Below are 15,522 nucleotides of genomic sequence, written 5' to 3'. Positions count from 1 at the left end.
CCGCCATCGCGGGGAGTCGGCAGAAGATCAGCCGACCGGGACGCCCGCTTCCAGATACAGCGCCGCCCCGCGCTCGCGCGCCCGCAACGCCCAGCGCAACCGCTCGTAGCGCACCGGCGGCAGCAGCTCCGCGGCCTCTTCCTCGGTGACGAACCGCCAGCCGCGCAGCTCGGGCCCGGGCAGCAGGAGCCGTGCCGCCTCGGTGGAGTCGAGGTGACCGCCGTCGAAGAGGAGGCGCAGACCGCCGTAGCCGGGGGGTGCGGGTGCCTCCCAGTCGACGACCAGAAGGCGGGGGACCTCGTCGAGGTGGATGCCGGTCTCCTCGGCGACCTCGCGCATCCCGGCGCGGGCGGGGGCCTCACCGGGTTCGACGACACCGCCGGGGAACTCCCAGCCGGCCTTGTAGGTGGGGTCCACGAGGAGGACGCGGTCCTGCTCGTCGAAGAGGAGGACGCCTGCGGCGAGCGTCTCGGCGGTCGGTTCGGGCGTCTGTACTATGTCACATACCACTACCTCGCCGGCGCTGACGGCCTCAGCGATACGGACCGCGCTCTCATACGGAGTGAGGGCCCCGGTGTCGACGGGATAGGCATCGGCGGTGAGCCAGGACGCGAGGGCGGCACGGTACGGCTCGATGTGGTCGTACGACCACTGCCGTACCCGTATCTCGCCGTCCGGGAGGTCGGGCGGCACCTCCCGCCCGGCTATTCGCTCCCGCAGGATCGTTTCCGCCGGAGCGAGAAGCACGTGTCGGACGGAGATACGGCGTGCTGCGAGGCCGCCGAAGATCTCGTCGCGGTACTCCTGGCGCAGCAGGGTCATCGGAACCACCAGGGTTCCGCCCAGCTCGGCGAGCATCGCGGCGGCCGTGTCGATCACGAGACGTCGCCAGATCGGCAGGTCCTGGAAGTCGCCGACCTCGGCGAGGTGCTTGGGCGGCAGCAGGTGTGCGAGCGCTGCGCCGATCACCTCGGGGTCGAAGAGCGTGCTGTTCGGGATCAGTTCGATCAGTTCCCGTGCGGTGGTGGTCTTCCCCGCACCGAACGCGCCGTTGATCCAGACGACGGTCACAGGTCCCCCTCTTCTGTTGGCCCCCTGTGGCTTGCCCGCTCCACCCTGCCACGGAAACCAGCCCCAGCTGAGGGCGCACAAAAGGAAGCGCCGGCGCCCCCTCCACAGGGACACCGGCGCCGCGAACCGGACCTCGACCGCGTCGCCCGTACTAGCCGAGGGCCTTGTCGGGACCGGCGAGGCCGTCGTCGCCGGTCATGTCGGTGACCGTGCCGGCGGTGTCCTCGACGCTCAGGTCGCCGAGCGTCTGGTGATCACCGACCACCTGGTGGTCACCGTGTTGCGAGGGGGTGATGGCCGCGACGACGAACCCGGTGGCGAGGGAGGCGATGGCGAGCATGCTGCGTTTCTTCATGCCCGGTTCAACTGTGAAACCGCGCGCGGGTCACGCCCTCGTCCGTCGCGCACTTGGCGCACCAGGTCTGCGGCCGCCTCCGGCCACCGGGCGTGCTCGAAGGCGAACCCCGCGTCGAGCAGGCGGCCCGGGACGACCCGGCGGCTCTTCAGCAGGAGTTCGGTGTCCGAGCGCAGGGCGAAGGCGCCGAGCTCCGCCATCCGGCGCGTGGCGGGCAGGCCGACCGGCATGCCCCACGCGGTGCGCAGGGCGCGCATGAAGGCGCGGTGCGGCAGCGGTCCGGGAGCGGCGAGGTTCACCGGCCCGTCGAGGTCTTCCCGGTCGACGAGGAACTCCACCGCGCGGACGAAGTCGCGCTCATGGATCCAGGACACGTACTGCGCACCGCCCGCGACCGGGCCTCCGAGGCCGATCCGCGCCAGCCGCAGCAGGACGTCGAGGACTCCGCCGCGATCGGGGCTCATCACCATGGCGGAGCGCAGGGCGACCTTGCGGGTGCGGGGCGTGTCGGCGTCCTCCTGTGCCCGCTCCCAGTTCCTGGCGATCTCCACGCTGTAGGCCCAGTAGCCCGGGACGCCGGGCTCGCTGCCGCCGATCACACCGGTCGCCTCGTCGTTGGGTGCGTCGAAGCGGTGGGCGTACACCGTGGCCGTACTCATCTGGAGCCACACACGGGGCGGCTGCGCGGCGGCCGCGATCGCCTCTCCGACGACCCGCGCGGAGTTCACCCGGGAGTCCATCATGGCCTGCAGGTTGGCGGGGGTGTACCGGCAGCTGACGCTGCGCCCCGCCAGATTGATCACGACGTCGCTGCCGGCGATTTCCTCGGCCCAGGGGCCGAGGTGCTCGCCGTCCCAGCGGACCTCGCCCTTGCGCACCGGCCGCCGGGTGAGGATCACGACGTCGTGACCGGCGGCCGCCAGCGCGCGCCGCAGGACCGTGCCGACCTGTCCCGTTCCCCCGGGAATGACGATCTTCATCAGGCTCCCCCTTTTTTTTGCGTGACGGAAGCCTAACCCGGAAACTTGAACACGTTCAAAAGCTGCTGCCGGCTCTCCCCTATCCCTTCGTCGACCCCAGCGTCAGCCCCGCGATGAAGTGCCGCTGCAGCAACAGGAACACCAGGATCGTCGGGAGAGCGACCAGGACGGAGCCCGCTGCCAGCAGGTTGTAGTCGGTGAAGAACTGCCCGCGCAGGTTGTTCAGCGACGACGTGATCGGCAGCTTGTCGGGGTTCGAGATGAAGATCAGGGCCCAGAGGAAGTCGTTGTAGATCCAGGTGAACTCGAGGGTGGCCAGGGCCGCCAGGGCCGGGCGGCACAGGGGAAGGGTGATGCGCCAGAACTGGGTCCACACGCCCGCGCCGTCGACGATCGCCGCCTCCAGGATCTCCTGGGGCAGGGTGCGCATGAAATTGGCGAGCACGAAGACGCAGAAGCCCATCTGGAAGCCGATGTTGACGAGGATCACGGCCCAGTAGGAGTCGTACATGGTCAGCGAGTCGGACATCCACCACGGGAGCGGGATCTTGTTGAACAGGACGTACAGGGGTGTCACGATCACCTGCTGCGGGAGCAGGTTGCCTGCCGTGAAGAACATCAACAGGACGATGCCGCCGCGGAGTTTGAGGCGCGAGACCGCGAACGCGACGAACGCCGCAAGGAAGAGGGTGACGATGACGGCGGGGACAGCGATCAGCAGGGTGTTGGTGAAGTACTTGCCCATGCCGGACTCGGTGTAGGCCCGGCGGTAGTAGTCGAACGACAAGTGCTTCGGCCAGGAGAGGTAGCCGTGCTGCGCGGTTTCCTCGTACGGCCGCAGGCTGGCGTAGACGGCGAGCAGCAGCGGCGCGATGAACGCCAGCGAGACCGCCGTCAGGAAGATGTGCACGCCCCAACGGCCGCGCCGGGGGCGGGGCTTCGGGCTGCGGGCGGGTGCCGCGGCCCGGCGGCGGGGCACGGTGGACGCGGTGGTGCGGATGTCTGCCGTCATCGGTCGCGCGCACCTCGCAGCTCTTGGACCAGGAACGTCACGATGAATCCGAGGGACACGACGAGCAGGACGACCGCGATGGCCGAGCCGAAGCCGATCCGGCTGGCCTCGCCGATGATGTTGTCGGTGATGAGGACCGACAGCAGTTCCAGGCCGTTGCGGCCCTTGTTGACGGCGTAGACGATGTCGAAGGCCCGTAGTGCTTCGATCACCGTGATGACGCCGACGATGACGTTGACCGGGCGCATGGTCGGGAAGACCACGCGGAAGAAGGTCTGGCGTTCGTTCGCGCCGTCGATGGCCGCCGCCTCCTTCAGCTGCGGGTCGACGGACTTCAGTCCGGCCAGGTAGAGGATCATCACGTAGCCGACGTGCCGCCAGCTCGCCGCGATCATCATCATCCAGATGTTGAGGTGGGAGTTGCCCAGCCAGTCGATCGGGTCGTCGTGGTTGTTGAGGATGGTGTTGACCACCCCCTGGTCGGTGCCGAGGATCAGCTGGGCGATGAAGCCGACGATGGCGAGCGAGAGCACGACCGGCATGTAGAGGACGGACTGGTAGAAGCGGCTGAAGCGGACGCCCCGGTCGATGAGGACGGCCAGGAAGAGGCCGAAGGGTGTGGCGATCAGGCCGAGGAACAGCAGCCACATGATGTTGTGGCGGACCGCCGGCCAGAACGGCGGGTAGTTGTCGGCGAGGTTCTTGTAGTTGTCCAGGCCCACCCAGTGGATGTCGCCGATCCCGTCCCAGGCGGTGAAGGACAGGCCGATCGACGCGAGCGTCGGGCCCCAGACGATGGCGATGTCGAGCAGGACCGGAATGCCGAGCAGCAGGCCGAGGACGGCGACGTCACGGCGGGTGAACCGCCTCAGGCGCCGCCGTCGTCCGGCGCGTCGCGGGAAGGTGAGCGCCACGGAACAACTCCCCCAGTGATCAGCCGACGGGCTGCGAGAAGATGGTCTTCTTCTGCCGTTCGATGCTGTTGCACAGCCCGTCGACGTCCTTCGGATTGCCGATGAAGTCCTGGATGGACTGGATCATCACGGTCGAGGCGAAGTCGGGCCGGGTGTCGCGGTCCAGGAACTGCGAGATCTGCTTGGCGCCCGAGACGAGCTGCGCGGACTTCTTCTGCAGGGCGCTGTACTTGGAGGTGTCGGCGCCGGAGTTGACCGCCACGTTGTTGGGGTCGTACTTGAGGTAGACGTCCTCGGCCTCGGGCTTGCCGAGCCATTTCAGCAGGGCTTTGGCGCCGGTGAGGTTCTTGGACTTCTTGGCGATGAGGAATCCGTCGATGGGCGCCTCGACGGACTCCTGGCCCCACTGCGGGTCGATCTCGGGGAAGGCGAAGAAGTCGATGTCGTCGCGTTCTTTCGCCGGGAACTGGGTGCCGGGGTGCGGCATGCCGAAGACCGCCATGCCGGTCTTGCGCTGCTGCAGGCTCTGCCCGGCCTCCTCCCAGGTCCGGCCGAGGGCTCCCTTCTGGTAGTACGGCATGAGTTCGCGCCAGGTGTCGAACACGTTCTTCACCTTGGTGTCGGTCCACGACTCCTCCCCCGCCATCAGGGACTTGTGGAAGTCGTATCCGTTCAGCCGCAGATTGATGTAGTCGAAAGTGCCCATCGCGGGCCAGCCGTCCTTGTCGCAGAACGCGACCGGATTGCCGTCCTTCTGCATCTGCTTGGCGAGCGCGATGAACTCGTCCCACTTCGTGGGCTGTTGATAGCCCTTCTGCTGGAAGAGGCTCTTACGGTGGAACACCGCCCACGGATAGTAGTAGTACGGCACGAAGTACTGCTTGCCGTCGTGCGTGGACTGCGCCTTCAAGGCGTCCGAGAAACCCGAGAAGGTCTTCCAGACGTCACTGATCTCGGTCAACAGGCCTTTCTCCGCGAAGTACTGCATGCGGTATCCCGCGAACCACATGAAGACGTCGTCGGGGCTGCCCTGCAGATAGCGGTTGATGTTCTCCTGGAAGTCGTTGTGGTCCTTGGTGTTGACCTTCACCTTCTTTCCGGTCTTCTTCTGGTACGCCTGGAACGCGGCCGCGTACGCCGTCTTCGGCACGGGGTCCGAGGCGTTGGAGCCGACCGTGACTTCCTTCTTGTTGCCGCCGGGTCCTTCGCCGCACCCCGACAGGAGAGCGGGCAGCGTGACCGCGCCGACGCCAAGAGCCGCACCACGCAAGAGATTTCGCCGGGACATCGGATGACCTGCCCATCCTTGGGCTGGACCAACCCGCTGGAACGATGACTGTGCCATGTGCCCCTCCCAGGAGTGCCACCCAACACAACCGAACGCGTGGCTTGGATCTCACCTCCACCTGGCCTCGGCGTCAAGGGTTCTGACGGCATATCGAACAACCGTTACCTGTTCTCTTCCAACACAGTCCGACACGTCCTACCGTAAACGCGCACCGATGACGCGGACATGACGTCATCCCACCTTTCGCGTGTTCGGAGGAACGTAACGATGCGTCACCTTCACACCCGCACAACCCGCCGAAGAGTGGTCGGAGCGCTCACCGCAGGACTCCTGTGCGCGGCCGGACTCGCCGCGCCCGCCATGGCGGCACCCGCTACCGGGCCTGTCGCGCCCACCCTGGCCGACGGCCTCGCCCTCACCCCTCCGATGGGCTTCAACAACTGGAACTCCACGCACTGCCGTGCCGAGTTCAACGAGTCCATGGTCAAGGGAATCGCGGACCTCTTCGTCGAGAAAGGCCTCAAGGACGCCGGTTACCAGTACGTCAACCTCGACGACTGCTGGGCCCTGCCGGCCCGGGACGCGGACGGCAGACTCGTACCGGATCCGGTCCGCTTCCCGAACGGGATCAAGGCGGTCGCCGACTATGTGCACGCCAAGGGGCTCAAGCTCGGCATCTACACCAGCGCGGGCACCAAGACATGCAACAGCGCCGGTTTCCCGGGCGCGCTCGGTCATGAGTACAGCGACGCCCGGCAGTTCGCGGACTGGGGCGTGGACTATGTCAAGTACGACAACTGCAATAACCAGGGCGTGGACGCCAAGTTGCGTTACACGACCATGCGCGACGCCCTGAAGGCGACCGGTCGGCCGATCGTCTACAGCATCTGCGAATGGGGCGAGAACAAACCCTGGGAATGGGCGGCCGACGTGGGCCACTTGTGGCGCACGACCGGTGACATCAGCGACAACTGGGGCTCGATGCTGTCCATCCTGAAGAAGAACCTGCCGCTCGCGCCGTACGCAGGACCCGGGCACTGGAACGACCCCGACATGCTGGAGGTCGGCAACGGAGGCATGACGGACACCGAGTACCGCTCGCACTTCTCGATGTGGTCCGTCATGGCCGCCCCGCTCCTCATCGGCTCCGACCTGCGCAAGGCCTCCCAGGCGACCTTCGACATCCTCGACAACAAGGAGGTCGTCGCCGTCGACCAGGACCCGCTGGGCAAGCAGGGCACGGTCGTCTCCTCCGAAGGCGGGCGCTGGGTCGTCGCCAAGGAGATGAAGGACGGCAGCCGCGCGGTGGCCCTCTTCAACGAGTCCGGCACCGCCCAGCGCATCAGCACGACCGCCAAGGCCGTGGGCCTGCCCGCCGCCGACGCCTACACCCTGCGCGACCTGTGGCAGCACCAGAGCTACAACACCGCCGGCACCATCTCGGCGACCGTACCGGCGCACGGAACGGTCCTGGTACGGGTCTCCGCCGATCCCGACTGGGACGCGCACCCGCCCGCCGTCGAACTCGGCCTGGACGGCAGCCCGTTGGTCGAGGCGGGCAAGGCGGTCGCGCTGACGTCGACGGTCACCGACCTGGGGCGTACGCCGGCCAGACACGTGTCCGTCTCGCTGACCGGGCCCCAGGGCTGGGCCCTCGAGGCGACCTCACGGACCACGGCCGCCTCGCTGCCGACCGGCCGCTCCCTGCGCACCAAGTGGTCGGTCACCGCGCCTGCGGGGACGCCGACGGGGTCGTACGACCTGACGCTCAGGGCGAGTTACCGCTCGCCGGCCGGTGCCCGCGTCGACAGCGCGGTCCCGCTGAGTGCGTCCGTGGTCGTGCCACCGCCATCGGGGACGTCCGGACTCGGCGACCTGCCATGGCTGTCGGCCACCAATGGCTACGGTCCGGTCGAGCGCAACACCAGCAACGGGGAGAGCGCCGCGGGCGACGGTCATCCCCTCACGATCGGCGGGGTGGTGTACGGCAAGGGTCTCGGCGTCCACGCGGAGAGCGCCGTCGCGTACTACACCGGCAAGGAGTGCGAGTCGGTCACCGCCGATGTCGGCGTCGACGACGAGAAGGGCGCCAATGGCACCGTCGCCTTCGAGGTCTGGGCCGACGGCACCAAGGTCGCCTCGACCGGCGTGCTGACCAACGCGATGCCCGCCCAGCCGCTCACCGCTGACGTGACCGGCGCCCAGGTGGTCCGCCTGGTCGTCACCGACGGCGGCGACGGCATCGACTCGGACCATGCGGACTGGGCGAACGCACAGTTGACCTGCTGAGCCCGCGCCGACGGGCCGAGCAGCACGCGTGAACGTTCCTGCTGCAGACGCCCCTCAGACCGCGGCCGTGTCCGCCCGCCTGGCGAGCGCGGCCGCGGCCGCACCGACCAGTCCGGCATCCGTGCCCATCTGGGCCGGCGTGATCTCCAGGCGCTGCACGAAGGACAGCGTCGCGTAGTTGCTGAGGGCCTTGCGCAGCGGTGTGAACAGCACGTCGCCCGCCTTGCCCACGCCTCCGCCGATCACCGCGATGTCGATCTCGACGAGCGTGGCGGTGGCCGCGATGCCGGCGGCCAGCGCCTGGGCGGCGCGCTCGAAGGAGGCCACGGCGACCGGATCGCCGGCGCGGGCGGCGGCGGCCACCGCGGCGGCGGAGGTGTCGCCGTCGGGACCGGGCTGCCAGCCGTTCTCCAGGGCGCGGCGGGCGATGTTGGGGCCGCTCGCGATGCGCTCCACACAGCCGCGCGAGCCGCAGGGGCACGGGTCGCCGTCCAGGTCGACGCTGATGTGGCCGATGTGGCCCGCGTTGCCGGTGGGGCCGGGGTGCAGCTGGCCGCCGAGGACCAGGCCGCCGCCGACGCCCGTGGAGACCACCATGCACAGCGCGTTGTCGTGGCCGCGGGCGGCGCCCTGCCAGTGCTCGGCCGCGGTGATCGCCACGCCGTCGCCGATCAGCTCGACCGGCAGACCTCCGGCCGCGTCCTGGACCCGCCGCACGAGCGGGTAGCCGCGCCAGCCCGGCACGTTCACCGGGCTCACCGTGCCCGCGGAGGCGTCCACCGGGCCCGCACTGCCGATACCGAGGGCCGTGGCGCGGCCCCACAGGGGTGCGGCGGTCAGCTCGCCGAGGACCTCCTCCACGGCACCCATCACGGTCTCGCCGTCCTGCTCCGCGGGCGTCGCACGCTGAGCGCGTACCAGGATCTGGCCGTGGCCGTCCACCAGCGCTCCGGCGATCTTGGTGCCGCCGATGTCGAGCGCTGCCACGAGGTCGGTCTGCATCGGTGTCGGATCTCCCCGAAAACCATCGGATCTCCGTCGGCCGGGGGACAGTTCCCCCTTCAAGTACGGAGATGAACGGGCCGGTCTGGCGGTGGGGGCGCAGGCCGGAGATTGCGGTGGACAGTCTCTCGTGCATATGACAACGTTGTCCAGGCTCTATGCTCGACGCCACATCCTCATACAAACTCATGGTCCGACGCATCCCCCGGGAACGAGACCCGTGGACGAGACAGGACAGGACAGCGCATCGTGCCCGAGACCGCTCGCCGATCAGCCCCCCTCCCCGGAACGCGTTACGGCAACCGTCCCACCATGAAGGACGTGGCGGCGCGCGCCGGAGTCGGCCTGAAGACCGTCTCCCGCGTGGTCAACGGCGAGCCCGGCGTCACCCCGGAGACCGAGCGCCGCGTCCAGGAGGCCATCGACGCGCTGGGCTTCCGCCGCAACGACAGCGCGCGCGTGCTGCGCAAGGGCCGCACCGCCAGCATCGGCCTGGTCCTGGAGGATCTCGCCGACCCGTTCTACGGCCCCCTCAGCCGCGCGGTCGAGGAGGTGGCCCGCGCGCACGGCGCCCTGCTGATCAACGGCTCCAGCGCGGAGGACCCCGACCGCGAGCAGGAGCTCGCGCTGGCCCTGTGCGCGCGGCGGGTGGACGGCCTGGTGATCATCCCGGCCGGTGACGACCACCGCTATCTCGAGCCCGAGATCAGGGCGGGCGTCGCCACGGTGTTCGTCGACCGCCCCGCCGGGAAGATCGACGCCGATGTCGTCCTGTCCGACAGCTACGGCGGCGCCCGCGACGGCGTCGCCCACCTCATCGCCCACGGCCACCGCCGGATCGGCTTCATCGGCGACATGCCCCGCATCCATACGGCCGCCGAGCGGCTGCGCGGCTACCGGGCCGCCATGGAGGACGCGGGCATCCCGGTCGAGGACGCCTGGATGTCCCTGGGCGTGACGGACCCGCAGCGGGTGCGCCGGGCCGCCGAGGAGATGCTCTTGGGCCCCGATCCGGTCACCGCGGTCTTCGCGGGCAACAACCGGGTGACGGTCACCGTGGTCCGTGTCCTTGCCGAGCAGCCCCGTCCGGTCGCCCTCGTCGGCTTCGACGACTTCGAGCTCGCCGATCTGCTGCAGCCGGGCGTCACCGTCGTCGCCCAGGACGCGGCGGCCCTCGGCCGCACCGCCGCCGACCGCCTCTTCCGCCAGCTGGACGGCACCCTGCTCACCCCGGAGCGCATCGAGCTGCCGACCCGGCTGATCACCCGCGGCTCGGGCGAGCTGCCGCCGGCGGACTGAGCCGCCCGTGGAGAGCGAAGCGGACCACAGCCTCGAAGCGCTGGGCCTCGCTCTGGCCCCGCGTGACCACCCGCTGCTCTACCCGGGAGCCTGGCCTGAGCAGTCCGGGCTCCTCGACGGCGACCGGTTCCTGCCCCTCGACCGCCTGGTGCACGAGGACCGCGTCCCCGTCCTGGCGGTCGGCTCCAACGCCTGCCCGGGCCAACTGCGCCACAAAATGCACGAGTCCGGAATCACCTCGCCCATCCCGATGGTGCGCGCCCGGGTCACAGGCATCGAGGTGGGCGTCTCCGCGCACATCAGCCGCCTGGGATACGTGTCCGCATCACCGGTCGACGCGCCCGGCACCGTACGGGAGTTGTTCGTGACCTGGCTGGACGCCGGGCAACTCGCGGTGATCGATGCGAGCGAGGGCGTGCCGCTCAGGTACGGCAACTACCGGCGCGCCTGGCTGCAAGTGCCGCAGGTGCGGATCGAGTTGGAGGACGGTACGCGGCTGCCCGGTGCGTACATCTACGTCAATCGCCGCGGAGTCCTGCGCGACGGTTCGGGGGCGCCGCGCGGGCATCTCGCCCAGCGGGCGCTGCTCACCGAACTCCTCGCCGGATCGGCCCGGTTGAGGGAGCTGTTCGGTGCCACACCCGAGGAGTTCTGCGCGCGGGCGCGCGCCGACGCGGCGCTGTGCGAGCGGGGTACCCGGGTGTTCGCCGAGGAGAAGCTGGTGACGGTGTCGGGGCTGGAGCGGTACGTGGCGGACGTCTGAGCGTCACGGACGCGGCGGACGTCAGCAGACCGGGAGTCCGGGGACCGGTTGATCGTTGTCGCCGCCCTTTATGTAGACGTCGCTGACGTAGACGTTGGTGTTGCCGCTGTCGTCGTCCGTCTTCGCCCACCAGACGTTGGTCCACTGGTCGTATGTCTCGCGGCGGCCCAGGTTCTGCTGGCAGTAGAAGTAGTTGGTGCCCGCGCCGAGGACGCCGACCTCGGTGCCGGAGGCGGTGTAGGACTTGGCGGTGCGCCAGACCGTGCAGTTGTACTTGCCGCCGCCTATGGAGGTGCAGGCCGGTGCCGCGGTGGTCTCGCCCCCTCCACCGCCCGTCGTACCGCCGCTGCCGCCCCCGGTGGTACCGCCTGAGGACGTGCCGCCCGTGGTACCGCCTCCGGTGGTGCCGCCACCCGAGGAATTCCCCGTGGACGAAGCCGAGGCACGGCTTGTGGGCGTGGCCCCGCCCTTCTCGCCGGCCGTCTTCGTCGGCGTCGGGGTCTTCTTGGCGCCCTTTTCCGTCGGCTTGGGGCCGTCCGAGTGATCGGAGTCTGTGCGATCGGAGACGGACGCGGACGCCTGGGCGCCCGTACTGGACGAGGAGGGGCGCGCGTTCGCTTCCGTGTGCCCCGAGTTCACCAGGGCGACGGTGCCCCCGGCCGCCGCGAGGACGACGGTGACGGCCGCGGCGGCGAGCAGGACGCGGCCCTTGCGGCGCGAGGAGGTCGAAGGGGCTATGGGCCCGGTGGGGGCCGTCGCCACGTACATTGCCGGGTCCTGCGGCGCGGGCGGGCCGAATCCCGGCGTCGCGTGCCCGGCGTACGGCGCGGGGTCGAAGCCGGGCGCCGCCTGGTCGGGCCGGCCGGCCGAGTCGGAGTCGGGCGCCGCCGGCCCGCGCTGCTCAGCGGAACCGGATCCCTGCGCCGCCGGCGCCGTCCCCTGGGCACCGGACGCCCCCGGCATCACGAACCCCGGAGGCAGCGAGGGGACGCTGGGCTCCGTCTCCGCCCTCGGCGCCGCGCCGCCGCGCAAGGCCGCCGTCGGTGTGTCCGTGGCGCCCGCGTCCGCCACCGCCTGCAGCAGTGCACGCGCCTGCTCGGCCTCCGGGCGGGTGTCGGGCCGTTTGTCCAGCAGCTGTTGGAGTACGGAGGTGAGCGGGCCCGCGCGCTCCGGCTCCGGGAGGGGCTCGGTGACGATCGCGGTGAGCGTGGAGTACGTCGACGTGCGGCGGAAGGGCGAGGAGCCCTCGACGGCCGCGTACAGCGTGGCTCCCAGCGCCCAGACGTCGGAGGCCGGGCTCGCGTCGGCGCCCTGCGCCCGCTCGGGCGCCAGGTAGTCCAGGGAGCCGACGAGCGCACCGCTGCGGGTCAGGTGGGTGGCGGCGCCGTCGCCCGGGTCCTCCATGGCCGCGATGCCGAAGTCCGTCAGGACGACGCGGCCGGACCCCTCGAGCAGGATGTTGCCGGGCTTCACGTCTCGGTGCAGGACGCCGGCCCGGTGGGCGGCCGCCAGCGCGTCCATCACCTTGGCACCGATGCCGGCTGCCTCGACCGGGTCGAGGGAGCCGCGCTCGCGCAACACCTGCTCCAGGGACGGCCCGTCGACCAGCTCCATGACGATCAGCGGGCGGCCGTCGACCTCGGTCACGTCGTGCACCGCGACGACTCCGGGATGGCGGACCCGGGCCGCCGCGCGGGCCTCGCGCTGCATCCGCAGCCGCAGGTCGGCGAGTTCGGGCCCGCCGGCGTCGGTGTAGGTGCGCAGTTCCTTGACGGCGACCTCACGGCCGAGGACCTCGTCGACGGCTCTCCAGACGACGCCCATGCCGCCGCGCCCGAGCTGGGCGATGACGCGATAGCGCCCGGCCAGCAACCGCCCCGTCCCGTCAGCCTGGTTGTTCTCCCTGGAGGTCTCCCCCGAAGACACCGCCCGCCCCGTTCCTGTGACCCGTCAATGCGTGCCGTACAGACTACGGGGCAGGAGTGACAACGCCAGCCGCCGGGGACCGCTGGGACAGGCCCGCTACTTGGCGGAGACGGTGAGGTCGCCGCGCCGGGGTGCCGCGAAGCCCTCCAGACCGGCCCGGGTCAGGCCGGTCACCCGAGCGACCTCGGCGATGTCCAGCGCACCGCAGTCCAGGCCGCGCAGCAGATAGCCGCTGAGGGCCTTGGCGGTGGCGGGCTCGTCCATGACGTCGCCGCCGGCCCGGTTGGCGTACCGGGCGAGCCGGGCGGCGGCCTGCTCGAAGCCCTCGCGGTAGAAGGCGAAGACGGCCGCGTACCGGGTGGGGATGTGGCCGGGGTGCATGTCCCAGCCCTGGTAGTAGGCGCGGGAGAGCGCACGGCGGGTGAGGCCGTAGTGCAGGCGCCAGGCATCGTGCACCTTGGCCGTCGGGCCCACCGGCAGGACGTTCGTCGAGCCGTCCGACACCCGTACCCCGGTCCCCGCCGCCGCGACCTGCATGATCGCCTTGGCGTGGTCGGCGGCCGGGTGGTCGCTGGCCTGGTAGGCGGCCGAGACGCCGAGGCAGGCGCTGTAGTCGAAGGTGCCGTAGTGCAGTCCGGTGGCGCGGCCCTCGGCGGCCTGGATCATGCGGGCGACGGTGGCGGTGCCGTCGGTGGCGAGGATGGACTGGCTGGTCTCGATCTGGATCTCGAAGCCGATCCGGCCGGGCTCGAGCCCGCGCGCCTTCTCGAAGGCTTCAAGCAGCCGCACCATGGCGGTGACCTGCTCGGCGTAGGTCACCTTGGGCAGCGTCAGCACCAGTCCGTCGGGCAGCCCGCCGGCCTCCATCAGACCGCTGAGGAAGATGTCGAGGGTGCGGATGCCCCGGTCGCGTACCGGTGCCTCCATGCACTTCATGCGGATGCCCATGTACGGGGCCGCCGTCCCCTTCGCGTACGCTTCCGCGATCAGCCGGGCCGCGCGGGCCGCCGCCTCGTCCTCCTCGGCGTCCGGGCGCGGGCCGTAGCCGTCCTCGAAGTCGACGCGCAGGTCCTCGATGGGCTCGCGCTCCAGCTTGGCGCGCACGCGCGCGTAGACGGGTTCGGCGAGTTCGTCGGACAGGCCGAGGACGGCGGCGAAGGAGGCGGCGTCCGGGGCGTGTTCGTCGAGGGCGGCAAGGGCCTGGTCGCCCCAGGAGCGGATGGTGTCGGCGGCGAAGACGTCACCGGGGACGTAGACGGTGTGGACGGGCTGGCGGGTGCCGGGGTCCCCGGGGTAGCGGCGCTCCAGTTCGGCGTCGACCGGGGCGAGAGAGGCGCTGATCTCCTCGCTGATCGCGCCCGCGAGGCTCGTCGCCACCTTCTCCTGCTGGCCCTGGCCCATCCCACACCCTCCTGTTTTCCGCTCTACGGAATCAACAATCCGTAGAATGAACTTATCTGCGGTCTTCCCCCTGGTCAACACCACCCCTCATCCTGACTCGCGAGGGGAGGGGAGCACATGTCGAACACCAAGAGGGTGACGCGCCGCGTGGGACTCCGCGTCGCGGTGGCCGGTGCACTGACCGTGCCGCTGTCGAGCATGGCGTCGGTCTCGACAGCCAGACCCCGGGGACACCTGGAGGTGATGACCTTCAACCTGCGCTACGCGAGCACCGACGAGCCCAACAGCTGGGCCGACCGCCGCCCCGTGATGCGCGCCCTGTTACGCAGGGCCGCCCCCGACGTCATCGGCACCCAGGAGGGCCGCTACGAGCAGCTGCGCGACATCCAGTCGGACCTGGAGCACTACGAGTGGATCGGCACCGGCCGCAAGCGCGGCAGCCACGACGAGTCGATGGCGGTCTTCTACGACACCCGACGGCTCGCCCCGGTCGAGTACGAGCACTTCTGGCTCTCGGACACCCCGGAGCTGATCGGCTCGAACACCTGGGGCGGTGCATTCCCCCGGATGGTCACCTGGGTCCGCTTCCGTGAACTGCGCGGCGACGGGCACGAGTTCTACGTCCTCAACACCCACCTCGACAACAGGAGCCAGTACGCGCGCGTGCGCGGCGCCTCGCTCATCGCCCAGCGGATCGGCGGCCTCGACCGCTCCCTGCCGATCGTGGTGACCGGCGACTTCAATGCCGTGGCCCACGAGAACCCGGTCCACAAGACGATGCTGGGCGCCGGCCTCGCCGACGCCTGGGACGCCGCCGCCGAGCGCGGTCCGCTGTACGGCACGTTCCACGGCTACGAGCCGCTCACGCGCGACGGTGACCGCATCGACTGGATCCTGGTCGGGCCCGGCGTCTCGGTCGACCACGCGTCGGTCGCCACCTTCTCCGCCCACGGGCAGTTCCCGAGCGACCACCTGCCGGTGCGGGCCTCGCTGAGCCTGGAATGAGCCGAGGCCCCCGTGACTGTTCGTGCAGTCGCGGGGGCCTCGGCCGGCCTTGGGGTGATCAGCCCTTGCGGGCGTTGATCTCCTCAGTGAGCTGCGGGACGACGTCGAAGAGGTCGCCGACGACGCCGTAGTCGACCAGGTCGAAGATCGGGGCCTCGGCGTCCTTGTTGACCGCCACGATGGTCTTCGAGGTCTGCATGCCGGCCCGGTGCTGGAT

The 15,522-nt window shown here is 70.2% G+C and carries 12 protein-coding genes and 2 pseudogenes; 4 read left to right on the top strand and 10 right to left on the bottom strand.

Going from position 1 to position 15,522, the window contains the following annotated elements; all coding sequences use genetic code 11:
• Positions 1-27: 27 nt before the first annotated feature.
• The 6 genes from ACFY10_RS23510 to ACFY10_RS23485 form a co-directional block, all read right to left on the bottom strand.
• Entirely contained in the window at positions 28-1,071 is a 1,044-nt protein-coding gene (locus ACFY10_RS23510) for an NUDIX domain-containing protein (RefSeq protein ID WP_390667139.1), read from the bottom strand.
• Between the two features lie 151 nt (positions 1,072-1,222).
• The gene (locus ACFY10_RS23505) at positions 1,223-1,426 is read right to left on the bottom strand and encodes a hypothetical protein (RefSeq protein WP_390667138.1); all 204 of its coding nucleotides are present in this window, start codon (positions 1,424-1,426) and stop codon (positions 1,223-1,225) included.
• The gene (locus ACFY10_RS23500) at positions 1,423-2,406 is read right to left on the bottom strand and encodes a TIGR01777 family oxidoreductase (RefSeq protein WP_390667137.1); all 984 of its coding nucleotides are present in this window, start codon (positions 2,404-2,406) and stop codon (positions 1,423-1,425) included. The genes ACFY10_RS23505 and ACFY10_RS23500 overlap by 4 nt, the downstream gene beginning before the upstream one ends.
• A 79-nt stretch (positions 2,407-2,485) precedes the next feature.
• Positions 2,486-3,418, bottom strand: a complete 933-nt coding sequence (locus tag ACFY10_RS23495; RefSeq protein WP_390667136.1) for a carbohydrate ABC transporter permease — start codon at positions 3,416-3,418, stop codon at positions 2,486-2,488.
• Positions 3,415-4,332 carry a carbohydrate ABC transporter permease gene (locus ACFY10_RS23490; RefSeq protein ID WP_390667135.1) on the bottom strand — a complete coding sequence of 306 codons (918 nt, stop codon included), beginning with the start codon at positions 4,330-4,332 and terminating at the stop codon, positions 3,415-3,417. The genes ACFY10_RS23495 and ACFY10_RS23490 overlap by 4 nt, the downstream gene beginning before the upstream one ends.
• A 19-nt stretch (positions 4,333-4,351) precedes the next feature.
• Positions 4,352-5,620 carry an ABC transporter substrate-binding protein gene (locus ACFY10_RS23485; RefSeq protein WP_390667134.1) on the bottom strand — a complete coding sequence of 423 codons (1,269 nt, stop codon included), beginning with the start codon at positions 5,618-5,620 and terminating at the stop codon, positions 4,352-4,354.
• A 267-nt stretch (positions 5,621-5,887) separates the two neighbouring features.
• Between ACFY10_RS23485 and ACFY10_RS23480 the strand changes: the two genes are divergently transcribed.
• Positions 5,888-7,909 carry an NPCBM/NEW2 domain-containing protein gene (locus tag ACFY10_RS23480; RefSeq protein ID WP_390667133.1) on the top strand — a complete coding sequence of 674 codons (2,022 nt, stop codon included), beginning with the start codon at positions 5,888-5,890 and terminating at the stop codon, positions 7,907-7,909.
• 54 nt (positions 7,910-7,963) lie between these two features.
• Here ACFY10_RS23480 and ACFY10_RS23475 read toward each other — a convergent pair whose 3' ends face one another.
• A complete protein-coding gene (locus tag ACFY10_RS23475; protein WP_390667132.1) occupies positions 7,964-8,911 on the bottom strand; it encodes an ROK family protein in 948 nt (315 codons plus the stop codon).
• Between the two features lie 249 nt (positions 8,912-9,160).
• On the opposite strand from ACFY10_RS23475, the gene ACFY10_RS23470 reads away from it, so the two are divergent.
• Both ACFY10_RS23470 and ACFY10_RS23465 read left to right on the top strand, forming a co-directional pair.
• Positions 9,161-10,210 carry a LacI family DNA-binding transcriptional regulator gene (locus ACFY10_RS23470; RefSeq protein WP_390667131.1) on the top strand — a complete coding sequence of 350 codons (1,050 nt, stop codon included), beginning with the start codon at positions 9,161-9,163 and terminating at the stop codon, positions 10,208-10,210.
• Positions 10,211-10,217: 7 nt separating this feature from the next.
• Positions 10,218-10,961 (top strand): annotated as a pseudogene (locus tag ACFY10_RS23465) (hypothetical protein); the annotation flags it as partial.
• A 33-nt stretch (positions 10,962-10,994) separates the two neighbouring features.
• Here the strand turns inward: ACFY10_RS23465 and ACFY10_RS23460 are convergent.
• Entirely contained in the window at positions 10,995-12,899 is a 1,905-nt protein-coding gene (locus tag ACFY10_RS23460; protein WP_390667130.1) for a protein kinase, read from the bottom strand.
• 96 nt (positions 12,900-12,995) lie between these two features.
• A complete protein-coding gene (locus tag ACFY10_RS23455; RefSeq protein ID WP_390667129.1) occupies positions 12,996-14,300 on the bottom strand; it encodes a DUF6986 family protein in 1,305 nt (434 codons plus the stop codon).
• Between the two features lie 117 nt (positions 14,301-14,417).
• Here ACFY10_RS23455 and ACFY10_RS23450 point away from each other — a divergent pair, with 117 nt between their 5' ends.
• On the top strand, positions 14,418-15,305 hold the full coding sequence (locus ACFY10_RS23450) for an endonuclease/exonuclease/phosphatase family protein (RefSeq protein WP_390667128.1): 888 nt from the start codon (positions 14,418-14,420) through the stop codon (positions 15,303-15,305).
• 58 nt (positions 15,306-15,363) lie between these two features.
• Here the strand turns inward: ACFY10_RS23450 and ACFY10_RS23445 are convergent.
• A pseudogene (locus ACFY10_RS23445) lies at positions 15,364-15,522 on the bottom strand (electron transfer flavoprotein subunit alpha/FixB family protein); the annotation flags it as partial.

The organism is Streptomyces sp. NPDC001401, assembly GCF_042895385.1.
In the GTDB taxonomy this organism is placed as follows: domain Bacteria; phylum Actinomycetota; class Actinomycetes; order Streptomycetales; family Streptomycetaceae; genus Streptomyces.
This window is presented reverse-complemented; position numbering and strand designations above follow the sequence as displayed.

Excerpts from the sequence above, each read along its gene's own strand:
- ACFY10_RS23505 (WP_390667138.1), bottom strand. The coding sequence starts at position 1,426 with ATGAAGAAACGCAGCATGCTCGCCATCGCCTCCCTCGCCACCGGGTTC.
- ACFY10_RS23500 (WP_390667137.1), bottom strand. The coding sequence starts at position 2,406 with ATGAAGATCGTCATTCCCGGGGGAACGGGACAGGTCGGCACGGTCCTG.
- ACFY10_RS23495 (WP_390667136.1), bottom strand. The coding sequence starts at position 3,418 with ATGACGGCAGACATCCGCACCACCGCGTCCACCGTGCCCCGCCGCCGG.
- ACFY10_RS23485 (WP_390667134.1), bottom strand. The coding sequence starts at position 5,620 with ATGTCCCGGCGAAATCTCTTGCGTGGTGCGGCTCTTGGCGTCGGCGCG.
- ACFY10_RS23480 (WP_390667133.1), top strand. The coding sequence starts at position 5,888 with ATGCGTCACCTTCACACCCGCACAACCCGCCGAAGAGTGGTCGGAGCG.
- ACFY10_RS23475 (WP_390667132.1), bottom strand. The coding sequence starts at position 8,911 with ATGCAGACCGACCTCGTGGCAGCGCTCGACATCGGCGGCACCAAGATC.
- ACFY10_RS23455 (WP_390667129.1), bottom strand. The coding sequence starts at position 14,300 with ATGGGCCAGGGCCAGCAGGAGAAGGTGGCGACGAGCCTCGCGGGCGCG.
- ACFY10_RS23450 (WP_390667128.1), top strand. The coding sequence starts at position 14,418 with ATGTCGAACACCAAGAGGGTGACGCGCCGCGTGGGACTCCGCGTCGCG.